Here is a 13,896-nt window from a genome sequence, read left to right as displayed (position 1 = left end):
CCCCTCAACAATCCCTGTCGACGAACCGTCGGCAGGGATTGTTTTGTTATGTAAGGATACGCACGGAATTACATAAAAAGTAACGTTTCTGTCATCAATGATTAAAGCCCAAATAGACATTTATTTGAAAAAACGTCTTGAATTCAGCCTAAATATTGAAGTGAATTAGCCAGATGGTAACATTTACTACGACCCCTGGTTACAAAATTGTGATATATTTGTTCCTGCCGAAACTTCCGGAGTTGGGAGTGTGGGGGATGTAACGATGCAAAGTGTGCTAGGGGAAGAATTATTTGCACACGGCTTGGGGTGAATTAGGGCTACATATATTCTTAAATGTAATTGAACCTATAGGGTGGTTTCCTCCATCCGAATCCGACAACTAACTTCGCAGGCATAATGAGGGAGGAAGACCATGATTAACAAGAAACGTATAGCCAAAACAGCAACAGCTTTGCTGACAGCAGCAATGCTCATTCAGGCCGTTCCGGCTCATGCTGATTCAGTTCATGTGGCCAAAGAGGGGGATACCTTCTACACCTTATCCAAACAATATGGAGTTGGACTTAACGCTCTTATTAAAGCTAATAATGACATTTCAGCTTACAACATTTATGGTGGTTTGAAAATTACGATCCCTGGTAAAACAACAAACACAGCTTCTGCTGCAGCAGCAAAAACGGAGGCCAAAACGGTAACTGCCGCAAGCCTTGACGTTAATGCAGATAGTAAAGTTGTACAAGCCTGGGGAAAAACGTTTGATTACAGCAAAGCTGTCGACGTCAAAGCAACAGCATACTCCGCTGATGCTTCCGAAAATGGAGGATGGGGTGCTGTGGATTACTTCGGTAATCCGCTTGAATTGGGTACCATTGCAGTAGACCCAAGTATCATTCCATTGGGTACAAAGGTACTGGTGACAGGTCATACACATCCAGGACTGCCAAAACAGGCATTTGTCGCTACGGCTCGTGATGTGGGCAGTGCCATTAAAGGACACAAGATCGATATCTTTATTCCTGGCAGCAAGCAGTCCGTGAGCACATTTGGTATTCAGGATGTTGAACTTTACATTTTGAAATAAAATCAAAGCGAGCTGCACATCATCATATGGTGACTCCAACTTAATCTAAATTAAACAATAAAGGGTGTTCTTCAATCACATTAATGTGATTGAAGAACACCCTTTTGAATATCCATTGCCGTAATTAAATCTATTTACCTTTTGGCAGTTCCAGCATTTCGTCCAAAGTCACCAGCTCGTACCCGCGGTTTCGCAATTCTTCAATGACTTCAGGCAACGCCTCGATGGTACCACTCAGCTTCGATCCTACACCGCCTCCTGCATGCTGCAGAACAATGGAACCTGGTTTGACGGCGGACAGGATGTTTTGTTTGACTTCCTCTTTGGAGAGGCCCTTCCAGTCCAGAGAATCAACGTTCCAGTTCACGATGCTGTAATGTTGCTTGGCTGCCCATTGGAGCTGTTGCTCGTTAATGTCACCATAGGGTGGACGAATCATTTTGGGAGTGTAACCCGCTAGATTTCGAATAATATCCCCGGTATGTAAGATTTGTTTGCGAAATGCATTCATGGTTAGCTTGCTGAATTCCGGGTGATTGTAGCTGTGATTGCCCACAATATGCCCTTCTTTTATCATACGTTTCACCAGATCCGGATGTTTCTCAGCGCGATTTCCTACAATGAAAAACGTAGCCCGCACCTTGTATTTTTTTAGAATATCCAGCACCTGCGGTGTGAACCGTGGATCAGGAACATCATCAAAAGTCAGAGCGACCTTTTTTGTTGAGGGGCCATTGGTTTTGAACGTATCCGCATATTTCTGTCTGAGTTGTCCTAGAGTCAACTGTTCTTCTTCAGGAGAATCAGACTTCGAAGCAGGTTCGGTTTGCGGGCTTGAAGAAGCCCATAACTGAGCAGGAGTATAACTTCCTCCCAGAAGAATGACCATGATGGATAACATGATGAGGCGTATACGCATGTTCGTGCCTCCTTTTCCCAAATTGCGTTCTCTTTGGTATGCCCGGGGCCATCCGTATTTATGCATGATGTGAGATGTTTCACTGCTGATTCATTAAATCGGAGCCATAATTCCACCATACATATACATATTGAAAAGGACAGGTGGAGCAAAATGAGTACATACGATTTAAACTCCGTTCGTTTACAGGTGATTGAGGCAGGGGAAGACAAAGTGTTTATGGTAACTGGAGGAAGATCACATATTGGAGCAGTAGCCACATTTTATCCAGACCGTGAACGAGTGAGTGGGGCTACGGTGCATATTCCAGGGCATAAAGAACAAGAGTTGTGTGAGAGACTGGCACGTAAGGCTGCCCTTCATTTAAAGGTAACCGTTACCGTAATAATGGGAATTCACTTTGATGAAATTACGCGGATGCAGATTGATGAGATTGTGCAGACTGCAGAGAAGCTGCTTGATGAAGAGCTGTGCCAAACGGGTCGATTGATTCAATAGTTCCATTTAGGCTAAGCACGCTAAAATCGTTTTTTATGATTTTTTTTGTTAAAATTGAAACGAGTAGAACATTGCCACGTATGTATGATTATATACAAGGATGAACTATCGACTAGGAGGAATACCATAATGTCCATTTTCAAACGATTGCGCGATTTAACGATGTCTAACATTAACTCTATTATTGACAAGGCAGAAGATCCGATCAAAATGACGGATCAATATATCCGGGATATGCAGGAAGATCTGGAAGATGCGGAGAAAGCTGTTGCTGCACAAATCGCCATTGAGAAGAAATTCAAGCAGCTGTTTGAAGAACAGGAAGCTCTCGTGAAGAAACGTGAGGAGCAAGCACATACAGCAGCGCGTGCACAGAATATGGATTTGGCTCGTCGGGCATTGGAAGAGAAGAAGGTCGCTGAAGAGAAGATGGCCGAGTACAAAACAAGCTATGATCAAAACAAGGCTTCTGCCGATAACCTTCGTGGCAAGCTGGACGAAATGCGCAAACAATTGACGCAAATGAAAAACAAACGTGAAACATTGGTTGCGCGCTACAACGCTGCAAAAGCTCAAACCGAAATCAACAAGGCGCTGAACGGATTTGGCTCCGACACTGCAAGTGCCGGCATGAAGCGCATGGAAGAAAAAATGATGCAGATGGAAGCACAGGCCGAAGCCAGCAATGAGATGTCGTCCAAAGGAAAATCGCTGGATGATGAGTTCGAGAAGCTGGGCAAAGATCAGGCTGTTGAGGATGAACTGGCAGCACTGATGAAGCAATACGAAAATAAGAACTAAAACCTTGTAAGCAAGCAGGGACACCAGCGGAGGAGAGACCAGCGTTTCTCCTTCGCTTTTAATTGCGGTTCATGTTGAGATGTGGGGGCTATGTAAATGGATTTGAACATTTTGGCAATGCTGGTCTGGACGTTATCGGGTTCGGTTTTGCTGTTTGTCTTAATGTATGTGGATTCTTTGTTCACGAAGTATAAGGATTTTGCTGAAGTGAAGGCGGGCAATATGGCCGTTACAACACGTATGGTTATGAAGCTGTTTGCTCAGGGATATGTACTCGCCACCTCCATTTCGACAGCCGGTCATCTTGGAGAAGCGTTGTTGGTATCCGTTGTTTCATTTATTATTTTGCTGATTCTGGAGAGTGTGGTTCACTTTATGATTCGGAGATGGGCCAACCTGGATCTGGATACGGGAATACAGCAGGGCAAGACTGGTTATGGTTTGTTCTCAGGTGCACTACATATCGTGGGCGCATTAATTATTGCAGCTTGTTTATAAGATAAAGAACAGGAGTAATGGGTATGAGTGTGTGGAAACGGATTAAAGGGATAATAGCCAAACCTGAACCGCCTAAGGTAGAGAAAACAATGCTTCAGCTGGCACCTGGTGATATCTGTGAAGTTTCGCTGGTCACCTATGAAGTTGTTGGGCGGGTACATCATCGAGCGCGAAATGCAGCTGTACTCACGTTGCAGGATGGTACGGCAATCCGACATTTGCATATTGAAGAACGGGAAATGACCCGGTATGCCCTCTATACACCAATTGATGGCCGTCTCGATGCACCAGACGAGGTGCCTACGTTGCTGGATCTGGACGGACGTGCGTATCATTTGGAGGAAGAATACGGAGGAATGGTAACCACTGCAGGCAGGACACCCTATGGTCAGGCTGGGGAACAATTAGTATGGCAATATCAGTCTGATGATAACATGTTTTTGCGTGTGGAGTGGCAAGACAGAAGATTTACGCTGTATGAAGGTGAGTCCATTCTTCCTGCGGATATCAAAGTGATTCGTTCGAGCTAGGAGAGGTTCCAATGAAAAAGCGCTTGGCACATGCATTAAAATTAATGCTGGTCCTCAGCCTTGTGATGTCGCTGCTGTCCGCGTGCGGAGCACCATCCGTTCAGGACACATATCCGCTTGAATCGGTCAGCGGCAGTGGTAATACGACATCCTATGTGTACCGAGCTGCCGATCGTACCGTTCCAGAGGTTGCTCAGGATTTATCTGAACAGCGGAAGCCGGATCAGATCTCGGCGGAAAATACAGAGCGGATGTTCCTGGTGTATCAGGACCAGTATTATCATTTGCAGCAAGACCCGAATAAAGCGGAAGACACCTTGGTTGAGGTGGATTCAAAGGAATATGTTCGGCAGAATTATGATTCGTCCTTTTTGCAAGGTTATTTAACCGCAACATTAATCGGTAATTTGTTTGATTCGTTCGGGGGTAGAGGGTCCGGTACGTATCGGGGTTATACGAACAAGGACACGTACAAACCAAGAGAAGGTTCCTATCGGACACCGACGAGCAGCGATAAAAAGGTTGCTCCGCCCATTACCGTTGACCGGAAAGGGTCGATTACCCGTCGTGGCAGCGATAAGGATTCAAGCGTAGGCTCTGGTGGAGGATTATTCAGCCGGAATAAGGAACAAAGCAAAGGCACAATTGATCGTAATAAAAGTAGTGGCGGCCTTGGAGGATTATTTGATTCACCGAAGAGTTCCTATAAAAAACCCAAAACGAGGGTTGGCGGCGGCCGAATCATGAGGCGTAGGTAGCGCTCCTCATGAATGGGGCCCGCAATATTAAAGCATTAGCAGAAGAACAGTGAAAAGGTAAGGTGGAGCGAGCTATGCCACTGAACATGACCTTGGACGCTGTTCTTTTTGTTTTACGATTTGCGGACATGATGGGACTTTCGAACACGAGGAATGGTTGTGGCAGGTTGTTTGCGAATCCAGCGGATATAAGGAGCGATGCGCTCATCTTTCCTTAGAGCCTGTATCTCAGTTAAACCTAAGGTAATAATATCGCGATTGGTATACAGAGAATGAATCTGTTTGTGGCAAGGGATGCAAAGATCTACAGTAGGCATATGTGTTCCGCCCATTTCTTTCGGTGTCAGGTGATGGACTGTTGTCTCGACAGGCTCCCTTCCACATAATTCGCATCGTTGGTTCATAAAGGTCAGCTCCTTTTCTCTTACATATTATGGTCTGTCCATTCGTCTTTCATGTGAATGATATGTTGGAGAGTACTTGTCATGACCTAGCTTTCGGGCTACACTTTTTAATATGAACAAATGATCCAGGGAGGTTCTATTACCATTGAAAATAAATTCACATTCAACGGATATGACGACTGCAAAATTTATCCGTAAAGCTATACAAGTACCGGATGCGCAGGCGAAAGTTGCTGCTCATGTCAGTTCGGGTTCAATAGAAAAAGTAACACTTGAGCAAGCACATGGTCGAACGCTTGCTGAGACGATTCATGCTCCCCATCCTTACCCATTCTTTCGTCGTTCCGGAATGGATGGGTTCGCGATTCTAAGTTCGGATACGATTGAAGCATCCAGCGAGCAGCAGATTTGGCTCCGTATCATTGATGAAATTCCATGCGGGTATACATCGGATCTTACGATTACATCGGGTACAGCTGCTCGGATCATGACAGGAGCTCAGGTACCGGAAGGTGCAGATGCTGTTGTTATGATGGAGATGACTGAAAGTAAAGAAGAGCATGGGGAACAATGGATTGCTCTGAAGCGCCATATTCAGACTGATGCTAACATTACCCCAATTGGATTGGAAGTTCATGAGGGCCAATTGCTGCTGGAAGCAGGAACGATTATTCAGGCAGGTGAACAATCCGTGCTGGCGACATTCGGCGTAGGTCAAGTGCCTGTATACAAACGCCCCAAGGTAGCCATTTTTGCAACAGGTACAGAGTTGTTGGAAGTGGACGAGCCATTGCAACCCGGGCGTATTCGGAACAGTAACAGTTATATGCTTCGGTCTCTGGTCGTTGAAGCGGGTGGCGAACCGGTTATGTATGGTTCGATTGCAGATGATGTGGATACCGCACGTACGAAGCTTACAGAAGCGCTTGAACATAATGATATGGTGGTCACAACAGGTGGAGTATCGGTTGGAGATTATGACATTATGGGGGACTTGGTTCGGGAAGGGAATATGGAGATGCTGTTTAACAAAGTGACCATGCGTCCCGGCAGTGTTACGACGGCTGCAGTGGTTAATGACAAGCTGCTATTTGCACTTTCGGGCAATCCGGGGGCTTGTTTTGTCGGCTTTGAGTTGTTTGTTCGTCCAACAATTCGTTCGATGCAGGCTGATGCTCATCCATATTTGGAAGAATGGACAGCCATATTGGATGATGACTATACAAAGGTCAACAATTTCACGCGCTTTGTACGCGGACGGACAGAGATACGTAACGGAATGGTATATGCTAAACCTTCTGCCTCGCGTGTGGACGAATCCAGTGTCATGATTACTATTAAAGATAGCGATTGTCTGATCGTTGTTCCGCCCGAGAAAAAAGGCATTCCTGCGGGGGAACAGGTTCGAATTCTCAGACTCCCCACAGGTCATGTCAGGTAGGTCATACATGTCTGAAATAAGAAGTACTTCACCACATATCATACAGATTGTTGGATATAAAAACTCAGGCAAAAGCACTTTAATTGCTGCGCTTACCCGGTACCTTACCTCTGCTGGACGAAGAGTGGCTGTAATAAAACATGATGGACATGATCATTTTGAGATGGATCACGAAGGAACCGATTCCTACAGCTTTGCTCAAGCAGGGGCCGATGCAGTCGTTGTTTTGTCGGAGAAACGTACTGCACTCATTGAAAGACAAGCGACGCCGTTGGAAAACATGATAAAATATCTGTCTGCCTACGACTGGATTCTCATTGAGGGATACAAACTAGCACCATATCCCAAATTGATCATGGTCCGTGAAGAGAAAGATCTTTCTCTAATAGAGACGTTACAGGATGTAATCGGGATCGTTTCATGGCTGGATCTGGAGCATGACAAGAGAGAATGTATGGAGGATAGTGAGGGCCCCGTTTGGCATTCTGTTCATGAGGCAGAGGATATAGCAAGATGGCTGGTTTCGCGTGAATGTCATGAAGAGAAAAGAAGATTATGACGAAATAATTATTATGTAAAGTGAATGATATGAAATGTAAGGAAAAGAGTGTGTTTTCATTAATCTTGCGAAGCCATAGATATGAAGAAGCGATCCTTGCAGGACATTCTCCTGAAAGAATCGCTTTTTTAAGTTACATTTTAATGAGCTAATGAATCGAATTTATGCTGAACTGCATAAATAGGCTACATCCCATCATCTGTACGACGTTCAATTGCTTCAGACATCGTTTTATCTGTAAGGTGCGCGTAAATTTCGGTTGTTTCTGTAGAAGCGTGTCCAAGCTGTTCTTTTGTTTTATAGATATCATTTTGCAGATAATAATCGGTTGCAAAAGAATGGCGCAATTTATGCACTGTCAGATACGGCTTGCCGAATTGTTTGGCGTACTTCATGATCATGGCTTGTATGGCCCGTTTGGTCATCCGACTTCCTTCGGAATCTCCATTGCGAAGAGCGATAAACAAGCCTTTTTCCCGTTTGGGTGTGCGGTAACGTGACTGGCGCAGATTGATATAAGTTGCGAGTTCATCTTTGGCTTGTTCTCTAAAATACACGGGCGTCTTAAACGTCTCATCATTATTACCTTTGCGATATACATACAGCAGCTTATTGTTGAGATCCAGATCATCCACGTTCAGGTTCACCACTTCAGATACACGTAAACCCGAATTCAGAATGAGGCTGGCAATACAGGCATCCCGTTCTTTGTTTAGCTCGTGTGAGTAGATCGCCTGTTTGTTCTTTTCCATATCCACGGCGTATCCTTCAAGGATGTATCCGATAAATTCCAGTAACTCTTCTTCTTCCAGAAGTTTACCCTTTAATTTGGCTGCTGTATCTTTGGGTTTATGGGTACGTTTGATCTCAATTTTCGCCATAATATTTCGTTTCAGCAGTGGATAGAAATCTTCATCTTCCGCAATCTGACTTAAATAATGAAAGAGCGAACGAAGGGAAGAAAGCTTGCGGGATACCGTGATTCTGGAGTTCGCTCCTTCACGCTTGGTGGCCAGAAATAATCGATAAGATGTTACTGACTCCATTCGAAGGACTTCCAGTTCAAGCAATGTAACTTCCTTATTGGAGCTTGCTTCGGATAATCCTTCCGCTCGTAACCAGCCAAAGAAGGCTTCATAATCCCTTAAATATTCAAGCAAAGTTGAAGGAGATAAATCAGGTAATTTATAGTCAATGAATTGCTGAACGAACCAAGGCATGGAAGGCAGTTTGTCATCCAGCTTGCGTCGGTCAATCTCTTTTTGCACATTGGTCAAGTTCGGCACCCCCATGTTAAAATAATTTCTAAAATATGCTATATCCTAGTTTACCATATTTAGATCGTCACAGCCTGTTCACGGAACCGGAATAACACACATCTATGCTTCCTTGCCCTTGGCGGTGTAAAGCTTTAAAGTATGAGTTATAAGTAGAGCAGAGGAGGTGAACCGGATGAATATAAAAATAGAGCTGGTTCCCCGGGAACGCAGTCAGGTGATTAGGCACTTAATGCAATTTTATCTGTATGATTTTACTAAATATTTGAATATTGATGTGGATAGTAACGGTATTTTCCCGGAGTATCCCGGATTGGACGCTTTTTGGTCAGAGGAAGACCGTAAGTTTCCTTTTTTGATTACAAGTGATGAGGCACCAGCAGGGTTTGCGTTAGTAGAGCGTTGTGAACCAGGCAGCAAGGATAATGACTACTATTTGACTGAGTTTTTTGTAATGCAGAAATACCGGCGTAGTGGAGTGGGTACCCGGGCAGCTTATGAGCTGTTTGAACGTTTTCCGGGAAGGTGGAAAGTAACCCAGGTTCGCAACAATGTCATTGCTCAGGCATTCTGGCGAAAAATCATAGGGGAATATACGGGAGGCCGCTTCCGTGAGAAATTTCATCCTGAACTGGGGAACCCGAGTCAGTTCTTCGTAACCTGATTCAACGGATGTATCCGTGTTGGAGGAAATAAAGTAAGATGAACAAGTGGGTGTAATACCCAACAAAAGGGTAATACATACCGAAGACTAATTTGTACTATATGTACATTCATTATCTGTACCCAAATTCACGAAGCTTGGAGGAAATGATCCATGGAACTGCGTAATTACGGAAACACTGGCATGAAAGTAAGTACACTTGGGTTTGGTGGAGCGGAGATCGGCAAGAACGTATCCAAAGCAGATGTAGAAACATTGCTTAACAGTGCGTTGGATGCAGGGTTAAACGTCATTGACACGGCTGAATGTTATGGGGATAGTGAAGAGTTAATTGGAGATGTGCTATCACATCGCAGAGACGATTATTATTTGTTTACCAAATGTGGACATGCCGCTGGGGTAGATGGCCCAGATTGGGACGCCAAAGTATTAGAGCAAACGATTGACCGTAGTCTTCGACGACTAAAAACGGAATACGTTGATGTAATACATCTTCATAGTTGCTCTGAAGAAGTACTTCGGCAAGGAGCGGTCATTGAAGTGCTGCAACGAGCCAAGGAAGCTGGGAAAACAAGATTTATTGGATATAGTGGCGATACGACAGATGCACTTTATGCGATTCAGACAGGTGTGTTCGACAGCTTGGAAACCTCGCTGAACATTGCTGATCAGGAAGCCATCGATCTGACGTTGCCAGAAGCGAGAAAGAGAAATATGGGGGTTATTGCCAAACGTCCCATTGCCAATGCGGCATGGACGTATGACTCGCTTGCGGAAGAAGCATATCCCTTTGTATACTGGAAGCGCTTGAATGAACTTGGTTATGGTTTTCTGGGCGAAGATGCACAAGCAGCCGTTGAAACGGCATTACGTTTTACGCTCAGTACAGAAGGGGTAGACACGGCGATTGTGGGTACAGCCAAACCTAATCGTTGGCAGCAAAATGCGGATCTTGTCGCCAAAGGAGCTCTGAGTAAGGAGTTATATGACGAGATTAGAGAACGTTGGAAAGAAATAGCGGGAGCTGACTGGACTGGACGAACTTGATTTTTTCAGCTTTCAGCTATAAAAATAGCATGATAACTACAAAGTCGCCTTAAAGGCGGCTTTTTTATTGGCAACAACCTTATATTTTCACTATATGAAAAATTCACAATAAAAAGAGCGTACTGGCTATGTCCATAGGGAGGGGGTGCTTTCGCCAGATTTCCATCCAAGAATTAAAGGGGAATTTAATCGTGTAGCTTCAAATGTTAACTCACGGCACCTTATCTTCGTACACTATATTATTATTTCAATATATGAAAAATTCACAATAGTAAGATCAGTTTACGCTCTCCATTTCATATCTGCATCTCCACTGCATCATCACCCCAGCTCGTTATAACGAACTGCTTTATCCTAAGCTCAATGTCAACACTGTTTGTGATTAACATTGCAAGATTTAGAGGTGAAATGGGATGGCTAAAATAAAACGCAAAACAAATCTTCGGATAAGCAGAAAGAAATCCCTACGCGCGGCTGTACGTCCTGCGTAGGGATTTGGTTGGCTCATATATGCTTAGAGCGATTTATAGTCACGAATAATGACATCTATGACATGCTTTCCCCAGTTCGAGGCTTCGGAGCCTGGTTCATTCCAAGCGTAGGAGATGAGTGCTTTCCACAAAGCCCAGCCACGGGCACGATTAACCGTATCTTGGTCAACATTCATGCAGCTTAGAAAAATTTCGCGACTTACATCATCAAAAAAGTTCCAGGCTGTCACAAGATCACTAGAAGGATCGCCCACACCCATAGTTCCAAAATCAATAACCCCGCATAATCGTCCATCTTGCACGAGCAGATTACCTACTGCAACATCACCATGGATCCATAACGGTGCAGCTTGATATTTCGTTGCCAGGGCAAGCTCCCATATTTCAGTCATGAGCTTTGGATCGTATTCGCTGGATACCTTTTCAATGACGGTTCTTGTATCTGTATCGTAAACCGCTAAGTCCCCGCCGCGATGAAAATTTTGAATGCCTGCGGGTATTCCTTGACTAGCATCAATGGCTTCGAGTTCCCTCAGAAATTTAGCGAGGTCTTCGGCAAAAACGCTTAGGTCGAGTACGTTGGTATGTGTGACGGTCTCACCTGCAATCCATTGGTTGATCGACCAGGGAAGGGGATAGTCGTCCGAAGGTTCACCTTTTGCAATGGGAGCTGGAATGGGCCAGGATAGTTGAGGCTTGAAAACTGGAAGCCACTTCAGTTCTTTTTCTACAGCAGAGGCGTAACGTTCGTGACTTGGTAAACGAATTGTCATTTCGTCACCCAATCGATAGGTGCGGTTATCGTGCCCGCTTTTTTCTACGGGTGTTATCGTTAAGCCTTTCCACTTCGGAAATTGACTATCAATTAATTGACGTACCAATTCAATCGTAATTTCAAACATGTTCTCGCCTCATTTCCTATTAAATGGGTGGCTTTTAACGTTAGTACATGAATTTTAACAATTTGTCTTGATCTTATCAAAGGGAGAAAATCGTTCAAAACAAAATGAGGAGGGTCGACCCAGAAAAACCCTTATAAATAGCGATTTTTTAGTTGGTAGTAGCCATGTTATAAGTAGAATATCATAGGTTTTTATCCCTTGACATAAAATGTCATTATAAAGATAATAATTGTAACTTTGGAAGAGGAAGGAGAAATCGAAACCGAATTTAGGTTTGATTTGAATGCATATGTAAGCGTAATAATTTCGGTTGTACCTCACACAATGTTCACTTTAAAGGAGTGTAGTCATGTACGATAAAATCGTAGATATTTTGTGCGCTATTAAAGAAGACCAACCGGAACTACGCCAATCCTTGTCCCCAGCAACGGAACTGAATAACGATATTGGTCTCGATTCTCTGCAAATGATCCAGTTTATGCTCAAAGTCGAGGATCAGTTAAACGTAATCATTGACTATGACGAATTCGATTATGAACATCTCCAGTCTATCGACACATTTATTACCTTTCTAAAAAGCTGCCAGTCTCAAGAGCAATCATTGTACGAAGATGTCCAGAAGTGAGGCCAGAGTAATTCCAACGATCGTTATGGGGACGTTTGATCCGGAAACGCGATGGAGGGATCCGGACTTAGCCAAGTTACCTGCTATTCCTGATAAGGACAGGGAATCCATTGTCCTATGTATGGACGAGCTGTTATTTCCATTTTGCGGACCTGACGATATCCTCTACACCCGCTGCAAAATCGATCCAAAGCTGTACGAGTATCTGAACGGGTTAGGTTTTTCCTTTCATAGCCATTACAACTTTGATTTGAACGATGAACAGAGTTCCTTACCCGAACCGGACGTTTTCAAGCAGTGCATGTTCAGTCTTGCTTCAGATGATCAACAGCGTGAAGTGATGTTGACCCACAACGAAAAACAGCTCTCTCCTTATGCCATTACGGCTGATACGGAGGAGTACCTACGTGCCGAAGGATCGTTGGGTTCTTTGCCCAACCATGAGACGGTTAAGTATGTAAATTCCAAATTTTACTCCAACCGAATCCTGACCAGGATCGGAGAGAAGTGTTATGGCACGGAAGTGAACAGTGTAGGAGAAGTGCAGGCTGTCGGAAATACACTGCTGAAGCGAGGGGCGTATTTGCTTAAAGATCCATTCGGTGTTTCCGGCAAGGGCAACATGCTCATTGAAAATGAAGCCATGCAACGAAGGATAGCTAAGCACCTGGACAAGCAGGAGAGCAGAGGATTTCGCTCGCAATTCCTGCTGGAACCACTACTGAGAAAAGAGATCGATTTCAGCTCACATTGGTTTATTCATAAGAGCGGGGAGAGAGATTTCATTTCCGTTCAGCGAATGATAAATCAGCAGCAGAATTACGGCGGTTCTATTAGAGCAGATGAGGCTTTGCTCCTTCTGCTGGAGAACGCAGGTTATTTTGATACGATGGAAAAGGCACTTCGGATATTATTCGAGGATGGATACCATGGCTTCGTGTGCTTCGACTCCATGATTCTGGAGGACGGCGATATTGTACCCATTGTTGAGATCAACGCCCGCAAGTCCATGGGCCTTATTAATGCTTATCTCGATAAAGGCTGGAAAACGTACGGCCATAGCGGCCTACTTACCTTCCTTTCTCTCGGCCTACCTGAAGGCTTCACGTTCGGAAAGTTGCTCGACGCTTTGCATGTATCCGGTCTTCTATTCAAAGGGAAAGATGAGTACGGAATTATGCCTATTTCATCTAACACCGTAATGGTGAATGAAATTCTGACCTCTCGACGTATTTCCGCGGGAATCCAGAGTCATCGGGGTATGCCGAAGGGACGATTGTATATCTCGGTCGTGGGCCGTAATGACGAACATCGCAGTGAACTGATCGTGAGTCTGAGGCAGGTACTCGCTGACTTGTCCATTAAGGTGTACAACTAATTCTGGAATGCGGAGGCTGC

Annotated in this window: 16 protein-coding genes and 1 riboswitch; of the genes, 12 read left to right on the top strand and 4 right to left on the bottom strand. The window is 44.4% G+C overall.

Going from position 1 to position 13,896, the window contains the following annotated elements; translation table 11 throughout:
• Positions 1 to 215: 215 nt before the first annotated feature.
• Positions 216 to 413: riboswitch (cyclic di-AMP (ydaO/yuaA leader) on the top strand.
• Between the two features lie 2 nt (positions 414 to 415).
• The gene (locus CS562_RS13340) at positions 416 to 1,084 is read left to right on the top strand and encodes a 3D domain-containing protein (RefSeq protein ID WP_063562812.1); all 669 of its coding nucleotides are present in this window, start codon (positions 416 to 418) and stop codon (positions 1,082 to 1,084) included.
• A gap of 130 nt (positions 1,085 to 1,214) precedes the next feature.
• Here the strand turns inward: CS562_RS13340 and CS562_RS13335 are convergent, their stop codons facing one another.
• Positions 1,215 to 2,003, bottom strand: a complete 789-nt coding sequence (locus CS562_RS13335) for a polysaccharide deacetylase family protein (RefSeq protein WP_099856259.1) — start codon at positions 2,001 to 2,003, stop codon at positions 1,215 to 1,217.
• Positions 2,004 to 2,156: 153 nt separating this feature from the next.
• Between CS562_RS13335 and lpdD the strand changes: the two genes are divergently transcribed.
• The 5 genes from lpdD (at position 2,157) to CS562_RS13310 (ending at position 5,088) form a co-directional block, all read left to right on the top strand.
• A complete protein-coding gene (lpdD, locus tag CS562_RS13330; protein WP_076289145.1) occupies positions 2,157 to 2,501 on the top strand; it encodes a prenylated flavin chaperone LpdD in 345 nt (114 codons plus the stop codon).
• A 129-nt stretch (positions 2,502 to 2,630) separates the two neighbouring features.
• Positions 2,631 to 3,302, top strand: a complete 672-nt coding sequence (locus CS562_RS13325) for a PspA/IM30 family protein (protein WP_024634017.1) — start codon at positions 2,631 to 2,633, stop codon at positions 3,300 to 3,302.
• A 96-nt stretch (positions 3,303 to 3,398) separates the two neighbouring features.
• Positions 3,399 to 3,800, top strand: coding sequence for a DUF350 domain-containing protein (locus CS562_RS13320; protein WP_063562809.1), 402 nt, complete (start codon positions 3,399 to 3,401; stop codon positions 3,798 to 3,800).
• 23 nt (positions 3,801 to 3,823) lie between these two features.
• Positions 3,824 to 4,330 (top strand): DUF4178 domain-containing protein, encoded by a 507-nt coding sequence (locus CS562_RS13315; protein ID WP_099856257.1) that lies wholly within the window; start codon positions 3,824 to 3,826, stop codon positions 4,328 to 4,330.
• 11 nt (positions 4,331 to 4,341) lie between these two features.
• Positions 4,342 to 5,088 carry a DUF4247 domain-containing protein gene (locus CS562_RS13310; protein ID WP_076289147.1) on the top strand — a complete coding sequence of 249 codons (747 nt, stop codon included), beginning with the start codon at positions 4,342 to 4,344 and terminating at the stop codon, positions 5,086 to 5,088.
• 113 nt (positions 5,089 to 5,201) lie between these two features.
• On the opposite strand, the gene CS562_RS13305 is transcribed toward CS562_RS13310, so the two are convergent.
• The gene (locus CS562_RS13305) at positions 5,202 to 5,492 is read right to left on the bottom strand and encodes an HNH endonuclease (RefSeq protein ID WP_099856255.1); all 291 of its coding nucleotides are present in this window, start codon (positions 5,490 to 5,492) and stop codon (positions 5,202 to 5,204) included.
• 172 nt (positions 5,493 to 5,664) lie between these two features.
• Between CS562_RS13305 and CS562_RS13300 the strand changes: the two genes are divergently transcribed.
• Both CS562_RS13300 and mobB read left to right on the top strand, forming a co-directional pair.
• Positions 5,665 to 6,933 (top strand): molybdopterin molybdotransferase MoeA, encoded by a 1,269-nt coding sequence (locus tag CS562_RS13300; protein WP_076289353.1) that lies wholly within the window; start codon positions 5,665 to 5,667, stop codon positions 6,931 to 6,933.
• A gap of 7 nt (positions 6,934 to 6,940) precedes the next feature.
• Positions 6,941 to 7,492 (top strand): molybdopterin-guanine dinucleotide biosynthesis protein B, encoded by a 552-nt coding sequence (gene mobB / locus CS562_RS13295; protein WP_180287119.1) that lies wholly within the window; start codon positions 6,941 to 6,943, stop codon positions 7,490 to 7,492.
• A 185-nt stretch (positions 7,493 to 7,677) separates the two neighbouring features.
• On the opposite strand, the gene xerS is transcribed toward mobB, so the two are convergent.
• Positions 7,678 to 8,784 carry a tyrosine recombinase XerS gene (gene xerS / locus CS562_RS13290; RefSeq protein ID WP_063562805.1) on the bottom strand — a complete coding sequence of 369 codons (1,107 nt, stop codon included), beginning with the start codon at positions 8,782 to 8,784 and terminating at the stop codon, positions 7,678 to 7,680.
• Positions 8,785 to 8,944: 160 nt separating this feature from the next.
• Between xerS and CS562_RS13285 the strand changes: the two genes are divergently transcribed.
• Together CS562_RS13285 and CS562_RS13280 are read left to right on the top strand one after the other, a co-directional pair.
• On the top strand, positions 8,945 to 9,433 hold the full coding sequence (locus tag CS562_RS13285; protein WP_076289151.1) for a GNAT family N-acetyltransferase: 489 nt from the start codon (positions 8,945 to 8,947) through the stop codon (positions 9,431 to 9,433).
• A 153-nt stretch (positions 9,434 to 9,586) separates the two neighbouring features.
• Positions 9,587 to 10,480: an aldo/keto reductase gene (locus tag CS562_RS13280; RefSeq protein ID WP_099856251.1), complete on the top strand. Its 894-nt coding sequence runs from the start codon at positions 9,587 to 9,589 to the stop codon at positions 10,478 to 10,480.
• 514 nt (positions 10,481 to 10,994) lie between these two features.
• Here CS562_RS13280 and CS562_RS13275 read toward each other — a convergent pair.
• Positions 10,995 to 11,873, bottom strand: coding sequence for an aminoglycoside phosphotransferase family protein (locus tag CS562_RS13275; protein WP_099856249.1), 879 nt, complete (start codon positions 11,871 to 11,873; stop codon positions 10,995 to 10,997).
• 349 nt (positions 11,874 to 12,222) lie between these two features.
• Between CS562_RS13275 and CS562_RS13270 the strand changes: the two genes are divergently transcribed.
• On the top strand, positions 12,223 to 12,498 hold the full coding sequence (locus tag CS562_RS13270) for an acyl carrier protein (protein WP_064637210.1): 276 nt from the start codon (positions 12,223 to 12,225) through the stop codon (positions 12,496 to 12,498).
• A complete protein-coding gene (locus CS562_RS13265; RefSeq protein ID WP_099856246.1) occupies positions 12,485 to 13,876 on the top strand; it encodes a hypothetical protein in 1,392 nt (463 codons plus the stop codon). The genes CS562_RS13270 and CS562_RS13265 overlap by 14 nt, the downstream gene beginning before the upstream one ends.
• The last annotated feature ends 20 nt before the right edge of the window (positions 13,877 to 13,896 follow it).

The organism is Paenibacillus sp. LK1 (assembly GCF_002750415.1).
Lineage (GTDB): Bacteria > Bacillota > Bacilli > Paenibacillales > Paenibacillaceae > Paenibacillus > Paenibacillus taichungensis.
This window is presented reverse-complemented; position numbering and strand designations above follow the sequence as displayed.

Bases quoted from the DNA above. Each gene is read 5' to 3' on its own strand.
- lpdD (WP_076289145.1), top strand. From the start codon at position 2,157: ATGAGTACATACGATTTAAACTCCGTTCGTTTACAGGTGATTGAGGCA.
- CS562_RS13340 (WP_063562812.1), top strand. From the start codon at position 416: ATGATTAACAAGAAACGTATAGCCAAAACAGCAACAGCTTTGCTGACA.
- CS562_RS13265 (WP_099856246.1), top strand. From the start codon at position 12,485: ATGTCCAGAAGTGAGGCCAGAGTAATTCCAACGATCGTTATGGGGACG.
- CS562_RS13275 (WP_099856249.1), bottom strand. From the start codon at position 11,873: ATGTTTGAAATTACGATTGAATTGGTACGTCAATTAATTGATAGTCAA.
- CS562_RS13305 (WP_099856255.1), bottom strand. From the start codon at position 5,492: ATGAACCAACGATGCGAATTATGTGGAAGGGAGCCTGTCGAGACAACA.
- CS562_RS13280 (WP_099856251.1), top strand. From the start codon at position 9,587: ATGGAACTGCGTAATTACGGAAACACTGGCATGAAAGTAAGTACACTT.
- mobB (WP_180287119.1), top strand. From the start codon at position 6,941: ATGTCTGAAATAAGAAGTACTTCACCACATATCATACAGATTGTTGGA.
- CS562_RS13325 (WP_024634017.1), top strand. From the start codon at position 2,631: ATGTCCATTTTCAAACGATTGCGCGATTTAACGATGTCTAACATTAAC.
- CS562_RS13320 (WP_063562809.1), top strand. From the start codon at position 3,399: ATGGATTTGAACATTTTGGCAATGCTGGTCTGGACGTTATCGGGTTCG.
- CS562_RS13300 (WP_076289353.1), top strand. From the start codon at position 5,665: ATGACGACTGCAAAATTTATCCGTAAAGCTATACAAGTACCGGATGCG.
- CS562_RS13270 (WP_064637210.1), top strand. From the start codon at position 12,223: ATGTACGATAAAATCGTAGATATTTTGTGCGCTATTAAAGAAGACCAA.
- CS562_RS13310 (WP_076289147.1), top strand. From the start codon at position 4,342: ATGAAAAAGCGCTTGGCACATGCATTAAAATTAATGCTGGTCCTCAGC.
- CS562_RS13335 (WP_099856259.1), bottom strand. From the start codon at position 2,003: ATGCGTATACGCCTCATCATGTTATCCATCATGGTCATTCTTCTGGGA.
- CS562_RS13285 (WP_076289151.1), top strand. From the start codon at position 8,945: ATGAATATAAAAATAGAGCTGGTTCCCCGGGAACGCAGTCAGGTGATT.
- CS562_RS13315 (WP_099856257.1), top strand. From the start codon at position 3,824: ATGAGTGTGTGGAAACGGATTAAAGGGATAATAGCCAAACCTGAACCG.
- xerS (WP_063562805.1), bottom strand. From the start codon at position 8,784: ATGGGGGTGCCGAACTTGACCAATGTGCAAAAAGAGATTGACCGACGC.